19 protein-coding genes and 1 pseudogene are annotated in these 21,602 nt (G+C 67.7%); 17 read left to right on the forward strand and 3 right to left on the reverse strand.

Annotated features, from left to right (window positions below):
- The 13 genes from ACYQ2W_RS19425 to ACYQ2W_RS19485 form a co-directional block, all read left to right on the forward strand.
- Nucleotides 1-181, forward strand: a 181-nt coding sequence (locus ACYQ2W_RS19425) for a hypothetical protein (protein WP_459870942.1), incomplete at its 5' end; no start/stop codon positions are given.
- A 169-nt stretch (nucleotides 182-350) separates the two neighbouring features.
- Entirely contained in the window at nucleotides 351-2,633 is a 2,283-nt protein-coding gene (gene nosZ, locus ACYQ2W_RS19430; RefSeq protein ID WP_459870944.1) for a Sec-dependent nitrous-oxide reductase, read from the forward strand.
- Between the two features lie 192 nt (nucleotides 2,634-2,825).
- Entirely contained in the window at nucleotides 2,826-3,170 is a 345-nt protein-coding gene (locus tag ACYQ2W_RS19435) for a c-type cytochrome (RefSeq protein ID WP_459870947.1), read from the forward strand.
- Nucleotides 3,171-3,642: 472 nt separating this feature from the next.
- Nucleotides 3,643-4,356 (forward strand): c-type cytochrome, encoded by a 714-nt coding sequence (locus ACYQ2W_RS19440; RefSeq protein ID WP_459870950.1) that lies wholly within the window; start codon nucleotides 3,643-3,645, stop codon nucleotides 4,354-4,356.
- Nucleotides 4,357-4,420: 64 nt separating this feature from the next.
- A complete protein-coding gene (locus ACYQ2W_RS19445) occupies nucleotides 4,421-5,605 on the forward strand; it encodes a hypothetical protein (protein WP_459870952.1) in 1,185 nt (394 codons plus the stop codon).
- The gene (gene nosD / locus ACYQ2W_RS19450) at nucleotides 5,602-6,966 is read left to right on the forward strand and encodes a nitrous oxide reductase family maturation protein NosD (protein ID WP_459870955.1); all 1,365 of its coding nucleotides are present in this window, start codon (nucleotides 5,602-5,604) and stop codon (nucleotides 6,964-6,966) included. The genes ACYQ2W_RS19445 and nosD overlap by 4 nt, the downstream gene beginning before the upstream one ends.
- The gene (locus tag ACYQ2W_RS19455; RefSeq protein WP_459870957.1) at nucleotides 6,963-7,784 is read left to right on the forward strand and encodes a 4Fe-4S dicluster domain-containing protein; all 822 of its coding nucleotides are present in this window, start codon (nucleotides 6,963-6,965) and stop codon (nucleotides 7,782-7,784) included. Before nosD ends, ACYQ2W_RS19455 begins: the two co-directional genes overlap by 4 nt.
- A 151-nt stretch (nucleotides 7,785-7,935) precedes the next feature.
- Nucleotides 7,936-8,913: a NapH/MauN family ferredoxin-type protein gene (locus ACYQ2W_RS19460; RefSeq protein WP_459870960.1), complete on the forward strand. Its 978-nt coding sequence runs from the start codon at nucleotides 7,936-7,938 to the stop codon at nucleotides 8,911-8,913.
- The gene (locus ACYQ2W_RS19465; RefSeq protein WP_459870963.1) at nucleotides 8,910-9,797 is read left to right on the forward strand and encodes an ABC transporter ATP-binding protein; all 888 of its coding nucleotides are present in this window, start codon (nucleotides 8,910-8,912) and stop codon (nucleotides 9,795-9,797) included. Before ACYQ2W_RS19460 ends, ACYQ2W_RS19465 begins: the two co-directional genes overlap by 4 nt.
- Before the next feature lie 166 nt (nucleotides 9,798-9,963).
- Nucleotides 9,964-10,377: a nitrous oxide reductase accessory protein NosL gene (locus ACYQ2W_RS19470; RefSeq protein WP_459870966.1), complete on the forward strand. Its 414-nt coding sequence runs from the start codon at nucleotides 9,964-9,966 to the stop codon at nucleotides 10,375-10,377.
- Nucleotides 10,378-10,694: 317 nt separating this feature from the next.
- Nucleotides 10,695-11,522 (forward strand): ABC transporter permease, encoded by an 828-nt coding sequence (locus tag ACYQ2W_RS19475; protein WP_459870969.1) that lies wholly within the window; start codon nucleotides 10,695-10,697, stop codon nucleotides 11,520-11,522.
- Nucleotides 11,519-11,995, forward strand: coding sequence for a hypothetical protein (locus tag ACYQ2W_RS19480; protein ID WP_459870972.1), 477 nt, complete (start codon nucleotides 11,519-11,521; stop codon nucleotides 11,993-11,995). Before ACYQ2W_RS19475 ends, ACYQ2W_RS19480 begins: the two co-directional genes overlap by 4 nt.
- A 222-nt stretch (nucleotides 11,996-12,217) precedes the next feature.
- A complete protein-coding gene (locus ACYQ2W_RS19485; protein WP_459870975.1) occupies nucleotides 12,218-12,892 on the forward strand; it encodes a c-type cytochrome in 675 nt (224 codons plus the stop codon).
- Between the two features lie 326 nt (nucleotides 12,893-13,218).
- On the opposite strand, the gene ACYQ2W_RS19490 is transcribed toward ACYQ2W_RS19485, so the two are convergent.
- Complete coding sequence (locus ACYQ2W_RS19490) at nucleotides 13,219-15,060, reverse strand: nitric oxide reductase activation protein NorD (RefSeq protein WP_459870977.1); 1,842 nt, start codon at nucleotides 15,058-15,060, stop codon at nucleotides 13,219-13,221.
- Nucleotides 15,061-15,241: 181 nt separating this feature from the next.
- Between ACYQ2W_RS19490 and ACYQ2W_RS19495 the strand changes: the two genes are divergently transcribed.
- The 4 genes from ACYQ2W_RS19495 to ACYQ2W_RS19510 all read left to right on the forward strand — a co-directional run bounded on the left by ACYQ2W_RS19495 (nucleotide 15,242) and on the right by ACYQ2W_RS19510 (nucleotide 20,773).
- Complete coding sequence (locus ACYQ2W_RS19495; RefSeq protein WP_459870980.1) at nucleotides 15,242-15,898, forward strand: MarC family protein; 657 nt, start codon at nucleotides 15,242-15,244, stop codon at nucleotides 15,896-15,898.
- A gap of 91 nt (nucleotides 15,899-15,989) precedes the next feature.
- The gene (locus tag ACYQ2W_RS19500; protein WP_459870983.1) at nucleotides 15,990-16,853 is read left to right on the forward strand and encodes a helix-turn-helix domain-containing protein; all 864 of its coding nucleotides are present in this window, start codon (nucleotides 15,990-15,992) and stop codon (nucleotides 16,851-16,853) included.
- A gap of 226 nt (nucleotides 16,854-17,079) precedes the next feature.
- Nucleotides 17,080-18,480 carry an amidase gene (locus ACYQ2W_RS19505; RefSeq protein WP_459870986.1) on the forward strand — a complete coding sequence of 467 codons (1,401 nt, stop codon included), beginning with the start codon at nucleotides 17,080-17,082 and terminating at the stop codon, nucleotides 18,478-18,480.
- A 250-nt stretch (nucleotides 18,481-18,730) separates the two neighbouring features.
- Nucleotides 18,731-20,773, forward strand: a complete 2,043-nt coding sequence (locus ACYQ2W_RS19510; protein ID WP_459870989.1) for a TonB-dependent receptor plug domain-containing protein — start codon at nucleotides 18,731-18,733, stop codon at nucleotides 20,771-20,773.
- Between the two features lie 12 nt (nucleotides 20,774-20,785).
- On the opposite strand, the gene ACYQ2W_RS19515 is transcribed toward ACYQ2W_RS19510, so the two are convergent.
- Together ACYQ2W_RS19515 and ACYQ2W_RS19520 are read right to left on the reverse strand one after the other, a co-directional pair.
- The gene (locus ACYQ2W_RS19515; protein ID WP_459870992.1) at nucleotides 20,786-21,106 is read right to left on the reverse strand and encodes a DUF4351 domain-containing protein; all 321 of its coding nucleotides are present in this window, start codon (nucleotides 21,104-21,106) and stop codon (nucleotides 20,786-20,788) included.
- Nucleotides 21,107-21,108: 2 nt separating this feature from the next.
- Nucleotides 21,109-21,411 (reverse strand): annotated as a pseudogene (locus ACYQ2W_RS19520) (Rpn family recombination-promoting nuclease/putative transposase); the annotation flags it as partial.
- Nucleotides 21,412-21,602: the final 191 nt, after the last annotated feature.

A 21,602-nucleotide genomic window follows, 5' to 3' on the forward strand; every position in this document is an offset into this window, starting at 1 on the left:
CACAGTGAATTGCGGCGCCAGCTATCGATCGCAACACGTAATTCAGACACAGCCCTCCGTGTTGGAAAAAACGTCAATCGAAGTGACGATGCCCGTGGTCGGCAGGGTCCCGCCAACCATCGGTCCCCCTTTTCGTCCTCCGTTTCCCTTCCTGCCCTTCGTGTTGAAAAGCAGCGCCTGAGCGGAGACGGGTGTGTCATTTGACGCGATCAGCGCGTCATCTGCCACACCCGTTTGACAATTATCAAGGTGCCTCCGGTGCCCTGGAGGCTCTACTTTGCGTCGTGATCCTTTGCGCTTTTCGGCCGTCGGTTTTGGCGGCCATCTCTCAACCCAAGGGGAAGACGCCAATGAGCAAACCATTCGCCAAACGGCTCGTGCCGTTGCTGTTCGGCCTCGCCGCCGGACTGGGAGGGGGCGGCCACGCGGTTGCCTCGACCAGCCTCGATCAGGTGATGAAGGCGCGCGGCCTCACCCAGAAGGATGTGCTGGCCGCCGCCAAGACCTACGTGCCCACCGGCAAGCGCGACGAGTACATCGTCTTCAGCTCCGGCGGCCAGAGCGGTCAGGTGATCGTCTACGGCATCCCGTCGATGCGCATCCTCAAGTACATCGCGGTCTTTACCCCGGAGCCGTGGCAGGGCTACGGCTTCGACGAGGAGTCCAAGGCGGTGCTCGCCGAGGGGAAGATCAACGGCAAGCAGATCAACTTCGGCGATACCCACCACCCGGCGCTCTCCGAGACCAACGGCGACTACGACGGTCAGTATCTGTTCATCAACGACAAGGCCAACCCGCGCGTCGCGGTGATCGACCTGCACGACTTCGAGACCAAGCAGATCGTCGTCAACCCGCTGTTCAAGTCCTCCCACGGCGGCACCTTCGTCTCCGAGAACACCGACTACGTGATGGAGGCGGCGCAGTACCCGGCGCCCTTCGAGAACAAGTTCGTGCCGCTGGAGGAGTTCAACAGCAAGTACCGCGGCGGTATCACCTACTGGCGCTTCGATCGCAAGGCGGGGCGGATCAAGCCGGAGGACTCCTTCACCGTGATGGCGCCCCCCTACAGCCAGGACCTGTCGGACTTCGGCAAGGGGCCCAGTGACGGCTGGTCGTTCACCAACTCGTTCTGCTCCGAGCGCTACGTCGGCGGCATCGAGCGCGGACGGCCCCCCTTCGAGGCCGGCTGCTCGGCCAAGGACACCGACTTCATGCACGTGGTCAACTGGAAGCGGGCCGCCGAGCTGGTCAAGGCGGGCAAGGCGAAGATCATCAACGGCCACCACGTGCTCGATATCGCCACCGCGGTCGAGGAGGGGGTGCTGTTCCTGATCCCCGAACCGAAGTCGCCGCACGGCGTCGACGTCTCGCCGGACGGCAAGTTCATCATCGTCTCGGGCAAGCTCGACAGCCACACCTCGGTCTACAGCTTCGACAAGATCCAGGCGGCGATCAAGAGCGGCGATTTCGAGGGTAAGGACGCCTACGGCATCCCGATCATCAAGATGCAGGACGTGCTGCACACCCAGTTCGACTCCACCCCGTGTGTCGCCTACACCTCGCTCTACGTCGACTCGATGGTCGGCAAGTGGGACTACTGCAAGGGCAAGGTGCTCGACAAGATCTCCATCCACTACAACATCGGCCACCTGATGACGATGGAGGGCGACACCGTCGACCCCGACGGCAAGTACCTGGTGGCGCTCAATAAGCTGGCCATCGACCGCTTCGACCCGGTGGGCCCGCTGCACCCGCAGAACCACCAGCTGATCGACATCAGCGGCGACCAGATGGAGCTGCTCTACGACATGCCGCTGCCGTTGGGCGAGCCCCACTACGCGGTGGCGATCAAGGCCGACAAGCTGAAGCCGGCGGTGCGCTACAAGTCCGGCTGGAACAGTCGCGAGGACAAGCGTTCGCCCTTCAAGACCCGCGCCGGGCGGGAGAAGACCGAACGCAGCTGCGACACCTCGGGTCACTGCAAGGTGGAGGTCTTCGGCACCACCATTCGCTCCCACATCACCCCCGAGATCATCGAGGCCGAGCAGGGTGACGAGGTGGTGATCCACCTGACCAACCTGGAGCGCGCCGAGGACGAGGTGCATGGCTTCGCCCTATACGGCCAGAACGTGCAGCTCTCGCTGGAGCCGGGCAAGACCGCCACCGCCCGCTTCGTCGCCGACAAGGAGGGGGTCTTCCCCTACTACTGCACCGAGTTCTGCTCCGCGCTGCACCTGGAGATGGAGGGCTACCTGCTGGTCAAGCCGAAGGGCTACCAGGCGAAGGCCGGCGCCGGCATGGAGGAGGGGGTCGCCTACAGCAAGGCGGACTACGAGACCCAGGTGAAGACCAACCTGGAGACCCAGGCGGTGATCGACGCGGTGGTCGGCTTCATCACCAGCCACAACTACCAGGACTTCCCCACCGTGGTTGCCCTGGTGGAGGATGCCACCGACCAGCTCGGCTTCGCCAAGGAGGCGCGCGCCAAGTCCGAGGCGGCCGCGGCCAAGCAGGATTGGCAGAACGCCATGCTGTGGGCCAACCAGTGGTGGCAGTACCAGGTGAAGACCGCGGATCTCGGTCTGCGCGCCAAGACCTACCTGGAGCAGGGCGGCGCCAAGAAGGTGAAGTGATCATCTCTCCCGGTGTCGTCGAGTCGAAACCCCGTAGGGCGGATTTGCGCTGGCGCAGTCCGCCGGATCGGAGCAGCCCGCGGTGAAGGTGCCCCCGTTCCGGCGGATTACGCTGCCGCTATTCCGCCCTACGCAGAGGATCGGTCCGACCCGACGCGATCGGGTCCCATTTTCCATTCGGAGCAGAAGAGCATGAAGATGTTGTTGATGGTGGCGGTCTGTGGGTTGGGGATGGCGCTGGCCGCCGCGACCCGGGCCGCCGAGCTGGATGGCGAGGCGATCTTCAAGAACCCGGCGAAGGGGGGCTGCACCGCCTGTCACGGCAAGGACGCCGCCACCCCGATCCTGCCCATCTACCCGCGTCTGGCGGGGCAGAACGAGGGCTACCTGTTGCAGCAGATGAAGGACATCAAGAGCGGCGCGCGCAACAATGGTATGACCGCCGCGATGAAGGGGATCATGCACATGGTCAACGACGAGGAGATGGCGGCGGTGGCGAAGTGGCTCGCCGGCCTGCGCTGGGCGAGTGCCAAGTAAGGCACGCCCTTCCCTGTAGGAGCGGCCCCGAGGCCGCGATGGTTCGAGGCACGGCCTTTCCGTGAGATGCGGGGGATAAACGGAAAGGGCGCCCGGCTTCCGCATCCTGCTTACGCCAAGTACCTACATCCCTGTAGGCAATCGCGGCCTAGGGGCCGCTCCTACAGCCGGGGCGGGCTGACCGACCTTGTAGGAGCGGCCCCGAGGCCGCGATGGTTCGAGGCACGGCCTTTCTCAAGGCATGCGGGGGATATATGGAAAGGGCGCCCGGCTTCCGCATCCTGCTCACGCCAAGTACCTACATCCCTGTAGGCAATCGCGGCCTAGGGGCCGCTCCTACAGGGGTGAGTGGTGCCGACGCCGGAACCGATTGACCAACGTCAAGGAGAGACACCTCCGTCCGTGGGACCTTAAACCCCTGGATGATCTCCCAGATCATTGATTCACCAAAAGATTTCTCCGGAGAACGACGATGACCCTGAAACCCGTACTGACCGCCACGGTGGCGGCGCTGGGGCTGGCGCTGGCGAGCGGCGCCTGGGCCTGGAACGAGAGCGGTGGCGAGAAGGACGAGGCGATGCACCTGACCCCCGACCTGGAGAATGGCCGGGACGTCTTCGAGGTCTGCTCCGCCTGCCACCGCCCCGAGGGGTGGGGCACCGAGGACGGCACCTTCCCGCAGCTCGCCGGCCAGAGCGCCGGCGTGCTGATCAAGCAGCTCGCCGACATCCGCGCCGGCAACCGCGACAACCCGACCATGTACCCCTTCGCCCTGCCGGAATCCATCGGCAGCGCCCAGGCCCTGGCCGACGTGGTCGCCTACATCGAGAAGCTGCCGATGAACCCGGCCAACGGCAAGGGGGAGTGGGCGGAGGGAACGCCGGAGTTCGAGAAGGGCAAGCAGCTCTTCGCCGACAACTGCGTCAAGTGTCACGGCGAGACCGGTCTGGGCAACGCCGAGAAGTTCTACCCGCGGATCAACGGCCAGCACTACAAGTACATGCTGCGCCAGTTCGAATGGATCCGCGACGGCAAGCGGCGCAACGCCAACCCCGACATGGTCAAGCAGATCAAGGACTTCTCCGATCAGGACATGAAGCAGGTGATCAACTACGTCTCGCGCATCCCGGTGCCCGCCGACCAGTTGGCCCCCTCGCCCGAGTGGAAGAACCCCGACTTCGATTGATCCCTGCCGCGGCGTTCGCGGTGGCTACCTGCCGCGGGCGTCGCGCTCCAGAGCGCCGCCCTCCATGACTGCAACGCCAGTTACCAAAGCCCGCCTCACCGTCTTCGGCCTCACCCTGGCCGCCCTCGGCCTGCTGGTGGCGATCTTCTACGCGCCGATCTGGTGGGTCTCGCTGACCGCCCCCAACTACCCGCCGGAGGCGTTCCCCGACGGGGTGCGCATCCACTTCCACATGAACGGCGTGTTCAACGGCTGCCGCCCGGTGGAGAAGGCCGAGGTGGCCGAGAGCGAGGCGCTCGACTGCGTCCACGAGATGGACACCATCAACCACTACGTCGGCATGTACCCGATCGCCGCCGGCGGTGCCGTGGAGCGCGCCTTCGGGCCGTTCCTGATGGCGATGCTGGGGGTGATGCTGGTGGGCTTCGTGGTGCCGGCGCCACGGTTGCGGGTGATCGTCACCGCGGCGGGTTTCGCCGCCGTCGCCGGCTGGATGGCGCTCACCTTCTTCAGTGACAACGGCCTGCGCTACCAGAGCGAGGGTTACCTGGAGGCGCTGGTCACCGCGCTCGATCAGGACACCGGCGCCGACAGCGGCAACGCCTCCGCCGGCAGTGCGCTGCTCGCACGGCTGAAGGCGGAGCTGGCGAAGAGCGGCGTGGTGGTGAAGGGACCTGAGGAGACGCAGGCCCCCGCGGCACCGCTGAGCGAGAAGGGGAAGATGATCCGTCACCTCCAGGCCACCTTCGCCAAGGACCGCCAGCGCCCCGCCGCGTTGGGCGAGTGGAACGGCAGCGGCGCGCAGATGCTGCTCTGGCACTACGAGAAGAGCCTGGGGCGCTACTTCAACGAGCCGGCCAAGATCGCTCCCATGGTGGCGACCCTGAAGGGGGCCTTCTACCTGGTCTTCGTCGGGATCCTCGCGGCGATGGCGCTGCTGGTATGGGGCGCGCGGCGCAACGGCGGCCCGCTCTACTGGCTGCTGGTGGGGGTGCCGATGGCGCTGCCGCTCTTTTTCCTCATCGACTACTCCGCCTGGCTCTGGTGGTACGGCCACAGCCTCAACGCGATGGGCGCGTTCACCGTCAAGCCGTTCATGCCGACGGTGTTCGGCCAGGGCAAGGTGGCCCAGTTCGCCACCCACTCCTACCCCTACATCGGCTTCTTCCTGATGCTGGCGACGAGTGCGCTGCTCGGTCTCGCGGCGCTGCTGCGGCGCCGCGAGTGGCGCCGGGGAGGTACCGATTGAGGGCGCTGCCGATGCTGCTGCTGAGTGCCTGCCTGAGTGCCGGCGGGGTCGCCGCGTGGGCCACCGTGGGGGGGCATCGCACGGCGACGGCCCACCCCCAGCTCCAGCCGCTGGTCGATGCCACCCCCGACCACGGCACCTTGACGCTGTCTCCGGGCCGCTACGCCGGACCGGTGGTGGTCAACCGCCCGATCACCATCGACGGCGGCGGCAAGGTGACCGTCGATGCCGGCGGCCACGGCTCGGTGATCCTCCTCGACACCGACGGCGCCACCCTGCGCGGCCTCCACCTGACCGGCTCCGGCAGCTCGCACAACGACATCGATGCCGCGGTGCAGGTGCGCGGCGACTTCAACGTGGTCAAGGACAACGTGATCGACGACTGTCTGTTTGGCGTCGACCTGCAGCAGTCGAGCAACAATATCGTGCGGCGCAACCGCATCCGCTCGAAGGAGGCACCGCTCGGCCAGCGCGGTGACGCCATCCGCCTCTGGTACAGCTTCGGCAACCAGATCACCGACAACGAGATCCGCGACTCGCGCGACACCGTGGTGTGGTACTCGAAGGACAACCTGATCGCCCGCAACCAAGCGAGCGGCGGGCGCTACGCGCTGCACTTCATGTACGCCCAGTACAACAAGGTGGAGGACAACCGCTATTGGGACAACTCGGTGGGGATCTTCCTGATGTACAGCGACGGGGTGGAGATCCGCCGCAACGACATCGCGCGGGCCAGCGGCCCCACCGGTATCGGCATCGGCTTCAAGGAGACCTCGGACGTGACCATCGAGGGCAACCGGCTGCTGCACAACGCCGTCGGTCTCTACCTCGACGTCTCCCCCTATCAGCCCGACACCACCAACCGGGTGCGCGACAACCTGGTCGCCTACAACGGCGTCGGGGTGCGTTTTCTCAACGACTGGCACGGCAACGAGTTCCGCGCCAACCGCTTCAAGGGCAACCTCACCGAGGTGGTGGTGGAGGGCGGCGAGACCGCCAACCGCAACCTGTGGGAGGACAACTACTGGGATCGCTACGAGGGCTTCGACCGCAACCACGACGGCATCGGCGATACCCCGTTCGAACTCTACCGCTACGCCGACCGGCTGTGGATGGACCGGCCCGCCGCCCAGTTCTTCAAGGGCTCGCCGATGCTGGAGGTGCTCGACTTCCTCGAACGGCTGGCGCCGTTCACCGCGCCGAGCCTGCTGCTGCGTGATCCGCGACCGCACCTGAAGGTGGCGGAGGCCGCGGCGGCCGAGCCACCGGCGGCGTCGCCTTCTGCGCCGGCCGATGGCGCAAAACCGGCCGCGCCCGACTCCTACGAGAGGCTACTGCGCTCCCTGGGGAGAAGGCCGTGAGCGGCAAGGCACCGCTCGGCGCCAAACGCCGCGAGCAGAACCGCCGCGAGTTCCTGCGCTCGGCCGGGCTCACCGTCGGCGTCACCGCCGCGGTGCTGCTCGGTCTGCTGCCGACGGTGGGCGGTGCCGGCGCCCGGCTGCGCCCGCCGGGGGCGCTGAAGCGGCTGCTCGACGAACGGGAGTTCCTCTCCGCCTGCATCAAGTGCGGCCAGTGCGTGCAGGTCTGCCCGGTGGAGGCGATCCGCTTGGCCGATCTGGATGAGGGGGTGGGCGTCGGCGTGCCCTACATCGCCGCGCGCGAACAGGCCTGCGACTTCTCCTGCGACGGGTTGCAGTGCGTGCTCGCCTGTCCCACCGGCGCCTTGACCCACGAGATCGACTACCCGGCGCAGTCGCGGATGGGCTTCGCCCGTCTCGCTCGCCCCGAGAGGTGTCTGGCGATCCAGGGGCGGGGGGTGCGGGGGCCGGCCCGCGAGGCGCCGTTCGCCGGTCGGCTGCGCTACGCCGAGGTGGATCGTTGGAACCCGCTGCCGGTGGCCGAGCACCCCTACGACCTGGCGCTGTGCGACCTCTGCGTGCGCCAGTGCCCGATCGAGCTGCGCATCGCCCAGTGCGAGGCGGGCACGCCGCCTTCGGGCGACCCCAATCAGTGCCCGCCGCGCCATGCGATTGCGCTGCGCGCGGAGGGCGACGGCACCATGCGCCCGCAGCTCCTCGACGGCTGCGTCGGCTGCGGGGTGTGCGAGATGGTCTGCCCGCCGGAGCCGGCGGCGATCGTCATCGAGATCGATCAGGCCGCGCCCGGTGGGATCGGTTAAGTGATGTATATGAAGAGGCGGGTGAACGAAGGTGGGGAAGTGACGGTGTGGGTAGGGTGTGCCGAGGTACGAGGCGCACCGCTCTCCGACCGGTGCGCCTCCTATCGTCGGCACACCCTACCCAACGTTCATCGTCCGCTAGGAGAGTAGGGTGGGTTACTTCGTCGAATCCCTCAGGCAATTGATCGGCTTCGCCCCGCGCAAGCCGGCGGCGGAGGCGATCCGCCCGGAGGTGAGGGAGATTCACCTACTGAAGCGCCGGGAGAAGGTGACCAAAGCGGAGATCCGCGCCATCGAGATCGCCCACGCCCGTGCCCGCACCCGGCACAAGTGGCGCAACCGCCGCTGGGCCACGCTGATCGCGGTGAACCTGCTGTTCCTCCTCTCCTACACCTTCGACGTGCAACTGCTGGAGGGGGCGATGACCGCCTCGCGCTTCGTCGGCTTCCACTTCGCCGATCTCAACTCCGCTTTGCAGGTGACGCTCGCCTACAAGCACGTGGTGCTCAATCTGCTGATCGGTACCACCACGGTGTTCGTGATGTGGTGGCTGCTCGGCGGGCGCACCTTCTGCTCCTGGGCCTGCCCCTACCACCTGCTGGCCGAGGGGGCGGAGTGGCTCCACCTCAAGCTGGCGGCGCGCAAGTGGCCCGCTCAGGTGAAGTTCCATCGCGGCACGCGCACCGTGTTCTACCTGCTCTTCGTCGTACTCACCGCGGCCACCGGCTACACCCTCTTCGAGACCCTCTCGCCCACCGGCATCGTCAGCCGCGCGCTGATCTACGGCCCCGGTCTGGCACTGCTCTGGGTGCTCGCGCTGCTCGCCTTCGAGGTGCTGGTCTCGCGCCGCGCCTGGTGCCGCTACGTCTGCCCGATCGGCGTCACCTACGGGGTGGTCGGCCTGCTCTCGCCGCTGCGTGTGCAGTACGACGTGCGCCGCTGCCACCACGAGGGGGACTGCCGCAAGGTCTGTCTGGTGCCCCATGTGCTCGACCTGACCATCCGTGGCCGGGCCGGCGAACTGACCACCGACGTCGGTGCCGACTGCACCCGTTGCGGCCTCTGTATCGACATCTGTCCGACCGACTCGCTGCGCTTCACCTTCAAGGGGCTGGAGAGGCTGAAATGATCCGCTTCGAACATCTGGTCAAGCGCTTCCGCAAACCGCCGGTGCTGGACGGCATCGATCTGACCGTCGAGCGCGGCCACCGGGTGGCGCTGGTCGGCTCCAACGGCGCCGGCAAGACCACCCTGATCCGCTGCCTGCTCGGCGAATACACCTGCGAGGGTTCGGTGACCATCGACGGCCTCGATCCACGCCGCCACCGTCGCGAGGTGCTGGCGCGGGTCGGTTTCGTGCCGCAGCTGCCGCCGCCGCTGAAGATGCCGGTGGCGCAGCTGGTGCGCTTCGCCGCCGGGGTGTGCGACGCCGATCCGGCGGCGATGGCGCGGGTCGCCGCGCGCCTCGGCCTCGACCTGGAGCGCTGCCGCCATCAACCCTTCGTGCGCCTCTCCGGCGGCCAGAAGCAGAAGCTGCTGATCGCCATCGCGCTGGGTCGCGAGGCCGAGGTGCTGGTGCTCGACGAGCCCGCCGCCAACCTCGATCCGGAGGCGCGCCACACCTTCTTCCAACTGCTCGCCGAGCGGCGCGAGCGCGCCGCCATGCTGATCTCCAGCCACCGCCTCGACGAGGTGGCGTCGCTGGTCAACCGGGTGGTGGAGCTGGATCGCGGGCGGGTGGCGCTCGACGACGCCGTGGCCGACCTGGTCGACCTCTCCAGCCGGCTCCACTGCCGGGTCGGTCTGCTGCGCGCGGAGGCGGCGTTCGCCCGGGCGATCGCCGAGTGGGGCTTCAGCGGCAGCGCCGACGGCCTCAACTGGAGTGGCCGGGTGGCCGGCCCCGACCGGCTGCGCTTTCTCGGCATGCTGTCGCGCTACGCGGCGCTGCTCGCCCACATCCATCTCGACGAGGAGCCGGCGGCCGTGCCGCTGCGGGAGGTGATTAATGGTTGAGCTTGGTCATGGCGTAGGGTGTGCCGACGGACGAGGCGCACCATTCCGAAAGTGGTGCGCCTCCTATCGTCGGCACACCCTACCCGGGATTTTGGCGCCGTCGGTTTCGTTCAAATCCTCGTCATTCGCGTTCATTGGCGTTCATTTGCGGACCCTCTTTCTGATTGTGTTGCTCAGCGGTTGCGGCGGCGACCCCGGCACCGGCCCGGTGGAGGTGCACTGGGACCGCCAGGTGTGCGACCGCTGCCGGATGGCGCTCTCCGATCCCCACCACGCCGCCCAGGTGCGCTGGCAGGAAGCGGGCGGGCGCTCGCGGGTGGCGCTGTTCGACGACCTCGGCTGCGCGCTGATCTGGCTGGAGGAGAAGCCGTTCAGGGACGCCGCGAGCACCGAGATCTGGGTCAACGACTGGCGCAACGGCACCTGGATCGACGCCCGTCGCGCCACCTACCTCACCGGTCAGGTGACGCCGATGGAGTACGGCCTCGGCGCCCAGCCGGAGCCCGCCCCCGGCGGTCTCGATTTCGCCCGCGCGAAGGCCCTGGTGTTCGACGAGGAGCGCCGTTTCAACGGCCATTGAAGAGGAAGAGGTCCGCGAATGAACGCAAATGAACGCAAATCGGAAGAAAAGAGATATCAACCGCAGATTTCGCAGATTGGCGCAGATTCACTCGTCTTCGAATCTGCGTTCATCTGCGAAATCTGCGGTTCACCTCTTCTCTGTATTTCGTCGTCGTGGGGTAGGGTGTGCCGAGGGACGAGGCGCACCATTCGGAGCGTGGTGCGCCTCCTGTCGTCGGCACACCCTACCCGGGTTTTTGGCCTCTTCTTCATTTGCGTTCATTCGCGTTCATTTGCGGACCCTCTTCCTCTTCTCTTCGCTTCGAGGGTCGGGCGATGAAGCATCTCTGGCTGACCGCCTACAGCGACATCCTCGAATCGCTGCGCGCCCGCTGGTTCGCGGTCTACTCGCTGGTCTTCGGCGGGGTGGTGGTGGTGCTCTTCGCCTTCGGCGTCACCGAGTCGCGGATCATGGGTTTCAGCGGGCTGTCGCGGATCCTGGTCACCTACATCCAGCTGACCATGGCGATCCTGCCGGTGTTCGTACTGGTGACCACCGTGCGCTCGGTGGCCGGCGACCGCGAGGCGGGGGTGTTCGAGTACCTGCTGTCGCTGCCGATCGGCCTCGGCGCCTGGTACTGGGGCAAGCTGCTCGGGCGCTTCGTGGTGGTGTTCCTGCCGGTGTTGCTGGCGATGGCGTTGGCGGTCGCCTGGGGCGCGCTGAAGGGGGCGGCGGTGCCGTGGTCGCTGGTCGGCTACTACAGCGGCCTGCTGATGGCGCTGGCCTGGTGTTTCCTCGGCATCGGCATGCTGATCTCCAGCCTCGCCCGCTCCAGCGACGTCGCCCAGGGGGCGGCCTTCGTCGTCTGGCTGACCCTGCTGCTGTTCCTCGAGCTGATCCTGCTCGGCGTGCTGGTGCGTGAGGCGCTGCCGCCGGAGAGTGCGGTGGCGATCGCCCTGCTCAATCCGATGCAGGTGTTCCGCACCGCGACGATGATGCTCTTCGATCCGCAGCTGGTGCTGCTCGGGCCGACCGCCTACGTGATCCTCGACCACTTCGGCCAGGCCGGCTACATGGCCTACGCCACGCTCTATCCGCTGCTCCTCGGCGGGCTCTGCGCGGGCGCGGGCTTTCTCTGGTTCCGCAGGGGGGATCTGCCATGAAAATCCGGATGGTGTGGGTCGCGGTCGCCGTGCTCGGGGTGGCCGCGGTGGCGGTGGCGGCGCACAAGGCGTGGCCGGTGCTCTATCCCGAGGTGGCCGCCAGTGCCGCCCTCGATCCGGCTTGCGACCTCTCCGCCGGGGCCTGCGTCTCGCCGCTGCCCGGTGGCGGCGAGCTGCTCCTCTCGCTGACGCCGCGGCCGCTGGCGCCGATGGTGCCGTTGCAGGTGGCGGCGCGGATCGACGGCCGCGCGGTGGACGGGGTGGAGGTGGACTTCCAGGGGGTGAAGATGAACATGGGCTACAACCGCATCGCCCTGGCGGGGGAGGGGGGGAGCTATCACGGCCGGGCGATGCTGCCGGTCTGCGTGCGCGACACCATGGCGTGGCAGGCGCGGGTGCTGGTCCATACCGGCGAGGGCCTGATCGAGGCGCCCTTCCGCTTCGTCGCCCGCCGTTCTGCCGCTGCACTGTAGGCCGCGATTGCCTACAGGGATGTAGGTACTTGGCGTGACCAGGATGCGGAAGCCGGGCGTCCTCACCGCTTCTCCCGCCTGCCGGGCGGAGACGCCTCACTCCGCACCGATCGCGGCCTGGGGGCCGCTCCTACAGGGCGCGCGAGGGGCCGATCGATCAATCTCGATGGGCCGAATCCTTCCTCTATTGCAACGAACGCCGTTTCTACGAAGTCACCGCCGATGATCCGCACTCTCGTCGTCTTCCTGCTGCTCCTCTCCGTCACCCTACCGGCCACCGCTCGCGAGCCCGATCCGCAGATCGGCGAGGAGATCAACGAGGTGTGCGCGGGGTGTCATGGTGAGTTCGGCGAGGGGGGCAAGGCGGGGGAGTACCCGCGGCTGGCCGGCCAGCCCGCCGGCTACATCGCCCGCCAACTGCGCCTGTTCCGCGCCCGCATCCGCGCCAACATGCCGATGCTGCCGCACACCGCCAAGCGCGAGCTGCCCGACGAGGATATCGAGGACATCTCCGCCTACCTCGCCGCCATCCGCCTGCAGACCCGGCTGCCGCCGGCCGACGAGGAGGCGCCGGGATTCGACGCCTACGCCCGGCTGCTGGCGGCGAAGCGGGTGCTCAACATCCCGCGTGCGCCCGGCGACGTGCCGGCGGGCGGGAAGCTCTATCGCCGGGAGTGTCGCACCTGCCACGGTGAACACGGCGCGGGGCGCGCGGACAAGGCGGTACCGATGCTCGCCGGGCAGTACACCGGTTACCTGCAACGGCAGGTGAAGAAGTACCTCGTCGGCGAACGGATCCACGATGCCGACGCGCCGGAGGAGCGGCTGCTGGCAGAGTTCAGCCCCGCGGAGCTGCGTGACATCCTTGCCTACCTGTCGGTGATGGACGACCGTTGAGTCGGCAGATGAGACGGGAAGCGACGCCCCCTGAGCAATCGCTCGTTGGGCTTCGCTCGCGCTCAACCCAACCTACGACTCCCGTTTCTCCGTCCCGGCCCGTAGGTTGGGTTGAAAGGGGACCGGGGCGAGGCGGATGGGGTTCACGGGTAGGTTCACTGTGCTTGGGCGCTCACCGTAGGAGCGGCCCCCAGGCCGCGATCGGTGCGGAGTGCGGCGTTTCGGCTTGGTTTGCGGGAGGGGCGGAGACGGCGTCCGGCTTCCGCATCCTGCTCACGCCAAGTACCTGTCCATCCCTGTAGGCAATCGCGGCCTCGGGGCCGCTCCTACACGGAGCCGGCGGTGAGCCGGGCGTAGAGCAGCGGCAACCGGCCCGGCAGCTCCTGCGGCCGGCGGATCACCACGAAGCCGCCGCTGCCGAAGAGATGCGGCAGATACTCGCTCCCCTTGCGGTCGATGGTTACGCAGAACGGTTGCAGCCCGCGCCGGCGCGCGGCGTGGATCGCCTGGCGGGTGTCCTCGATGCCGTAGCGCCCCTCGTAGCGGTCGAGGTCGTTGGGCTTGCCGTCGGTGAGGATCAGCAGCAGCCGGCGGCCGGCGGCTTGCGCTTCGAGGAGCCGGGTGGCGTAGCGGATGGCGGCGCCGAGGCGGGTGTAGTAGCCGGGGCGCAGCGCCTCGATGCGGCCGCGGATCGTACCGCCGTAGGGCTCGTCGAAGCCTTTTAGGGTGTGTACCCGCACCGGATCGCGGCGGCGCGAGGAGAAGCCGTGGAGGGCGAAGCGGTCGCCGGTGGCGGCGAGGCTCTCGGCGAACAGCAGCAGGCTGTCGCGGATCACCTCGATCACCCGGTGGTGGTCGTCGATCCAGCTGTCGGTGGAGAGCGAGAGGTCCGCCATCAGCAGGCAGGCGAGGTCCCGCGCGCCCTGGCGCAGTTCGCGGTAGAGCGGGGCGGCGGCGCTCCCGTGGCCCGCCTCGCGGTCGGCGGTGTGGCGCAGCCAGGCGTCGAGGTCGATCTCCTGGCCGTCGGGCTGGGCGCGGTGCCAGACCCGCGCCGGGGCCAGCGCCTGGAACTGGCTGCGTAGCCGCCGGGCGGTGCGCCGCAGCCGCGCCGGCAGTTCGCACGGTTCGGCTTGTGCCGCCACCAGCGGCACGATCCGGCAGTGGTCGGCCACCAGCCTCCGGCGCTTCCAGTCCCACTCCGGCAGCAGGATGCCTTCGCCGAGCACCCGGTCGTCCTCCGCCTCGGCGGGCAGGTCGAGGTCGAACTTGAGGCGCGCCCCCCTGGTCCGGCGGTCGCGGCTGACCGCGATCCGCTCCATGTCGCGGGCCGCCTGCTCGGCCTGCTCCAGCTCCTCCTCCTCCTCGCTGCCGCGATCGACGCCGACATAGTCGCCGAGGGTGAGGATGTTCTCCATGCGCACCGTCACCAGCCCGCGATCCGGCTCCGGCTCATCGACCCGCTCCGCCCGGCGCCGGCCCATCTCTTCCACTTCCTTGCCGCGACCGCTATCGCCGGCCTCGCCGTCACCTTCGGCCGAGTCGGTGCCGGCGGCGGACCGCGGCGGATCGGGATGGAACCACAGCGGCACCGGTTGGGGCGGGCGGCGGGCGGCGGGCAGCGTCCCGCCGGAAGCGGGATCGACCAGCGCCAGGCGCACCGCCCGCTCCGCCGCCGCCTCGTCTGCCGGCAGCCGTTCCGGCGCCAGGCGCTGCTCCAGGTGGGCCGCCACCAGCCGCCGGTAGCGGGCGGCCATGCCGGGAAAGCGGCCGAGGGCGAGGCGGGTGAGGGCGCGGTTGCGGGAGAACCAGTCGCCCGCCGCGCCGTCGTCGGCCGCCGCCAGGGCCGCCAGCCACAGATAGAGGTCGCGATTGAGCGCCCGCTCGGCGAACCACGCCACCACCGGCGGCAGGCGCAACGCCTGCTCGTCGCGCCAGGCCAGCGCCACCCGCTCGCCGCTGCCGGCGATCCGCGCCAGCCAGCGGCGGCGGGCGCGGTTGCCGGTGGCCTCGGCCGCCTCCACGCGCAGCCCGCCGTCGCCGCCGAGCGCCCGGAACAGCACCCCGACGGTGCGTTCCACCTCCGCCAGCCGCACCGCCGCGCGGATGTTGGGCCCTTCCGCCAGGCGGGTGACGAGGCGGTGCCAGAGTTCGCCTACCTGCTCTTCCATGAGGAGGTCAGACGAGGAGGGGGGGCGTGACGGGAGACATGGACGGGAGTCTCGCGGGCGGGGCGGCGCTGCGCCTTGATCTATGTCGGGTACGGAGGAGAATGGTCGCTCCGCGAGGTGGGCCCGATGAACGCTTTTTCGCGGCCCGCGTTCGAACCCGCAAGAGGAGGTGACGATCGACATGGACACTTTCATCAGCCACGCGTTCTCGGTCTTCATGGGGTTCTTCGCCATCATGAATCCGATCGCCAATACCCCGGTGTTTCTGGGGCTCACCGCCGAGGACGATTTGCGCACCCGGCGCAAGGTCGCCTTCAAGGCGCTGGTCACCAGTTTCGTCATCATCGTGGTCTTCTCGGCGGCCGGTAAGCTGATCTTCGAGCTGTTCGGCATCACCCTGTCGGCCTTCCGCATCATGGGCGGCGTGCTGGTGGCACTGATCGGCTACCAGATGCTGCACGGCGGCGAGCACTCCCCGGTGCAACACCCCAGCGACGAGGACAAGCAGACCAGCCTGGAGGCCGAGCTGGAGGTGGCCATCACGCCGCTGGCGATGCCGATCCTCGCCGGGCCCGGGACCATCGCCACCGCCATGAACTTCTCCTCCTCCGGCGGTGTGACGGCGTTCATCGTGACGGTCGCCGCATTCCTCCTGCTCTGTGTCATCAGCTACGTGTTTTTCGTCTCGGGCGAGCGGATCGTCACCTACATCGGCGACAACGGCATCAAGGTGGTCACGCGGATGATGGGGCTGATCCTCGCGGTGATCGGTGTGCAGATGCTGATCAACGGAATCGGCGGCGCTATCGCCGGGTTTCAGCAGATGGGCGTCGGTTGAAGGGCGGTTCCCCGAGCGCTGCGCAAAAAATGTCAGAACGCCCGGTTCGTCCTCCGGCAACCTGTGCCCACCCGCACCCGAGGAGAGGTCGATGAGTGACTACGGCGCGAGAATCAACCGGGCCCTGAACTATGCCCGGGAAAGGCTTCCGGCCCTGGTCGAACTCGATGAAGTGGCGCGGATCGCCGCCTTCTCTCCCTACCACTTCCACCGGGTCTTTCTGTTGGTGGTCGGCGAGACCTTCGCCGGCTTCATGCGCAAGAGACGGCTGGAGTGGGCGGCGATGGAGCTGCTCAACAGCCGCCGGCGAATCCTCGACATCTCCCTGGATGCGGGGTACGAGACCCAGGAGAGTTTTGCCCGCGCCTTCAAGGCCCAGTTCGATATCACGCCGGGACGCTTTCGCAGTCGGGTGAGAAGTCCGCAAGAGGCGTTCCGCGGTGTGCAATCCGCGTTTGAGATCCAACTGGGGGACCTGATGAAACCCGCAATCGTTGAATGGGATCACTTTGTGGCGGTGGGCCTTCAGAAGGACTATGACCACCCGGATTTCTCCGGGGCGCTGGCGCAGTGGGAGGCGTTCCGGATCCGCAGTGCCGAGATCGATGCCGTCGACCGGAACTGCTGTTACGGCGTGTCGGTGGTCTCGGCGAGCACGCGGAGGAGGAACCGCTGTGCGGGGGTGTTCCGCTATCTGGCGGCCTGCGAGGCGGCCGACCGGGTGGCACCGCCGGAGGGGATGACTCGATTGCTCATCCCACCGCAGAAGTACGCCAGGTACACCTTCACCGGACCGGTGTCGGGATTCCAGGCGTTCATCATGAACGTCTGGACCCGCTACCTGCCGGAGTCGGGTCTGGAGCCGATCGAGTCGCCGGAGATCGAGGTGTATGACGAGCGTTTCGATCTGGCGTCGCACGACAGCCAGATGGATTACCTGATACCGATCCGTTAGTTCCGCCCTTTTCGGCGGTCGCGTTCCCCTGTAGGAGCGGCCCCGAGGCCGCGATCGGGGCGGAGTGCGGCGGTTCGATTCGGTTGGCGGTAGGGGGGAGAGGGCGCCCGGCTTCCGCACCCTGCTCACGCCAAGTACCTACATCCCTGTAGGCAATCGCAGCCTGGGGGCCGCTCCTGCCGGCGCTTTTTTCCGGCCTGATCGTCTTTATCGAATGGGAGCCATCATGACTCTTGACCTTTCACGTTTGGATGCCATCGCCCAGGCCGAGCTGGTCGCGTCGAAAGCGCTGAGCGCCCTGGAGCTGGTCGACGCGGCTATCGCCCGCATCGAGGCCCTGGAGCCGCAGGTGAACGCCCTGGCCAGCACCGATTTCGAACTCGCCCGAGCGCGCGCCAAGGCAGCGCCGTCCGGCCCGCTCGGCGGGGTGCCGTTCCTGATCAAGGACCTTCTCCCGTATCCCGGAATGCGCCACTCGATGGGCTCCCGGCTGTTTGCCCAAAACGTCGCGACGGAGGGCTCACCCTATACGGAGCGGCTCGACGCCGCGGGCCTGATCACCCTCGGCAAGAGCACCACCTCCGAGTTCGGCCTGCTCGGTAGCACCGAGAGCCGGCAGAGCGGCGTCACCCGCAATCCGTGGAACACCGCGCTCAGTGCCGGCGGCTCATCGGGCGGCGCGGCGGCGGCGGTGGCCGCCGGCATGGTCCCGCTCGCCCACGCCAGCGACGGCGGCGGCTCGATCCGCATACCGGCATCGATGTGCGGCGTATTCGGCTTCAAGCCCGGCCGCGGTCGCTGCGTCACCACCGGGCGGGGCTTCGCCTTCGACCTGCTGGTCGACCACTGCGTCAGCCGCAGCGTGCGCGACAGCGCGCTGCTGCTGGCGCTGACCGAGCCCGCTGCGGGGGAGACGGGATCACCGCTGGGGTTCATCCGCGAGCCGCTGCGTCGTCGCCTGCGCATCGGTGTCTACCGGACCACGTTGATGGGGCGGGAGCCGGAGCCCGAGGTGGCGCAGTCGCTTGAGCAGACCGCCAAGCTCTGCGAAACGCTCGGCCACGAGGTCATTCCCGTCGCAGCCCCGCCGATCGACGGCAACGGCGTGGGGGAGGCGTTCTTCACCCTCGCCGGGGCCATGGTGGACGGGCTTGCACAGATGATGGCCGGCCACCTCGGCCGAGCGATCGGCGAAGAGGCGTTCGAGCCGTTCACGCTCGCCCTGATGCAGTGGTATCGCGAGCAGCCGGAAGGGGCGCAGGAGAGGGCGATCGAACGTTGCACGGAGCAGGGTGAGCGGATGCAGGCGTACCTGAAGGGCTTCGATGCCGTGCTCTCCCCGACGATCCCGGTGCAGCCGTGGGCACTCGGCACCCTGTCGCCGGAGCGGGATTTCGATACGGTGATCGAAAACACCGGAAGGCTGGCGGGCTATACCCCGATCCACAATGTCGCCGGGGTGCCGGCGATGAGCGTGCCGCTGTTCCGGGGGCCGTCGGGGCTGCCGATCGGCAGTCACTTTGCGGCCGCCCGCGGAGAGGAGGCGGTACTGCTCGGTCTGGCCTACCAGCTCGAAGAGGCCGCGCCCTGGCAGGATGAACTCCCCGCGCACCGGGGCGTGCGATAGACGAGGCACTGTCAAGTGCCGCGTCGGGAGGTTGCCGGCGGCCTTCAAGGGCGGGCGCTCGACGTGCCCTTCCGCCCGATGGGTTGTCGGAAATTTCCTACAGACTTGACGGGAGCGCCGTGAACGCGGAAATTGGGGCGAGTGTCCTGGTGTACTCCTTACTCCTTGAAGTTCTTACGGAACGATCCCGGATCGCAGCAACATGGACGTCGGCAAGGTGGCACCGCTCAACCCGGCAGAGTCCAAGACAATGAAAACCGTGATTCGATTCGAGCGCAGCCCCCTGATCGCCGCCCTGGGGGGCTGGCTGATCGCCTTCCCCGTGCATGCGGATTCCGGGGAGATCCCGGAGTCGCTGGCCGATTTCTACGGTGGCCAAGCGTTGATCACGCTGGCCACCGGCCGCGAAATGCCGGTCGCCAACGCCCCCGCCATCGCCACGGTGATTACCGCCGAGGAGATCCACGCGATGGGGGCCAGCGACCTCGATCAGGTCCTGGAGACGGTGGCGGGGCTCCACGTCTCCCACCACTACATCGGCAACTCCCCCATCTACGTGGTCCGCGGCATCTACTCGGAGCACAACCCCGAGGTGCTGATGCTGGTCAACGGCATCCCCATCACCTCCGCCTACCAGGGCAACCGGGCGGACATCTGGGGCGGCATGCCGGTCAACGCGATCGCCCGGATCGAGGTGATCCGCGGCCCCGGTTCCGCCCTCTACGGCGCCGACGCCTTCGCCGGCGTGATCAACGTCGTCACCAAGCGCGCGCGGGATATCGACGGCACCGAGGTGGGCGCGCGCCTCGGCAGCGACGACACCCGGGGGACGTGGCTGCTCCATGGCGACGAGTGGCACGGCGTCGAGGTCGCCTTGATGATGGAGGCCTCCACCACCGATGGCTCCGGCCCGATCGTCGAGGCCGACGGCCTCTCCGCGACCCCCTATTCGCTGGCCCCCGATCCGGTCAACAATCGGGGGGACTCCCTCGATCTGCGTCTCGATCTGGCCAAGGGCAACTGGCGCCTGCGCAGCGCCTACGAGGGGCGCCGCGACCTCGGTACCGGCCTGGGCATCATCCAGGTGCTCGACCCCGCGGGCGAACTGAACCGGGACCGTTTCACCGCCGACCTGACCTACCACAATCCGGACTTCGCCCCCAACTGGGAGGTGGATGCGGCCCTCTCCCACATGTACTACGGCAAGTGGACCAACCTCTACGTCGTCCCCTCCGGACCGAACGCCCTGATTGCCCGGCCGGCCCACTACGAGACCCGTGCCGGCGTGGACCTCTCGGCCTTCTATACCGGCTTTTCCGGCCACCGGTTGCGCCTCGGCAGCGGCTACGTCTACAACGACCTCTACAGGGTGGAGGAGAAAGTGGGTCCCCCCGGGGCCCTGGTGGAGACCACCGACACCGCCGCGGTCTACATGCCCGAGGTCCATCGCAAGGACCTCTTCCTGGTGCTCCAGGACGAGTGGGCCTTCGCCCCGGACTGGCAGCTCACCGCCGGCGCGCGCTACGACGACTACTCCGACTTCGGTTCCACCATCAACCCGCGCGTCTCGCTGGTCTGGGCGACCGACTACGACCTCTCCACCAAGCTGCTCTACGGCCGCGCCTTCCGCGCCCCCTCCTTCCTGGAGCAGTATGCCCAGAACAATCCGGTACGGATCGGCAACGCCTCCCTGGAGCCGCCGACCATCGACACCGTCGAGCTGGGCTGGGATTACCACCCCACCTCCCGCCTGCGCGGCGGACTCAGCTTCTTCGTCTACGAGATGAAGAACCGGATCGACTACCTGCCCCCGGGCGCCGCCCCCGCCACCGCCCAGAATCACGGCGGCCAGCGCGGCCACGGGATCGAGCTGGAGGGGAAGTGGCGTGCTGGCGACACCCTCACCCTGAGTGGCAACTACGCCTACCAGAAATCCACCGACGAGCTCACCGACCAGGATCCCGGCTACGCGCCCCACCATCAGGTCTATCTGCGCGCCGACTGGGCGATCGACCCGCGCTGGTCCCTCGACACCCAGCTCAGCTGGATCGGCGAGCGCCCGCGGGCCGCGGGCGATCTCCGGGACCCGCTCGACGGCTACACCGTGGTCGATCTCTCGCTGCGCCACCAGGGCCCGCGCAACCGCTGGGAAGTCGCCCTGACCGTGAACAACCTGTTCGACGTGGACGCGCGGGAGCCGAGCCTGAGCGCCTACGACGGCTCCGTGTCGATCCCCAACGACCAGCCGAGGCCGGAGCGCCAGCTCTCCGTGGCGTTCCAGTACCGCTTCTGATTGTTCGGGGCATCAATCCCTCTCGGCAAACACCTGTTCGAGCGTTTCCGCGTCGAGAATGCGCTCCCCCCAGCGCCCCAGGGTTTCCAGCGGGGCCTCGTCCAAACGCCGGTCGACCCACTGCGGAAGCGGACCGAAGCGCAACGAGAGCAGCCGTTTCAACAGCGCGGTTTCCCCCTCTCTGCGCCCTTCGCTACGTCCTTCAACACGCCCTTCCGCGCGCCCCTTGGCGAGCCCTTCCTCCATCCCGGCACGTCGCCAGGACAGGGTCCAGTCGTCGGTCTCTTCAGCGAGCATCTGTTCCACCTCAGGCAGATCGTCGGGGGTTGTCAATTGATCAGGTCCTGGTAGAGCAGGCCCAGGTAGGTGAGCAGACGCACCGCCATGAAGAGGTCGATGGTCGACTGGAACTCCAGCAGCAGATAGACGTAGACCCAGCGCTGCTTGAGGCGGACCCGCCAGACCATGTCGTCAATCCGCTCGCGCAGGTCGTCGCTGACGTAGCTGCCGGCCACCCGTTCGAGGGTGGTGAAGTCCAGCTCCTTCACCCAAGCCTCGTGGACGAACCCCTCCAACAGGTCACGTACCAGCTCCGGGTGGCTGAAGAGGTGCTTGTAGCCGGAGTCGTGGGTCGTCATTGTGTTTCTCAAATCGTGTCTTTTTGAATTATCCGTTTTGCATCCTTCTGCGATCAATTGGGAGAATTCTGATAGGGAGGGAGTCGATCGGTGAAGAGGGCGGCGGTGTTATGCAAACGGACGTTGGTTCGGCGTCGGGTTGGTGATGGGGTGTGCGGTCCAGTCGTCCGGCAGCGTAGCACCGTCGAATC

Source organism: Endothiovibrio diazotrophicus (assembly GCF_054657215.1).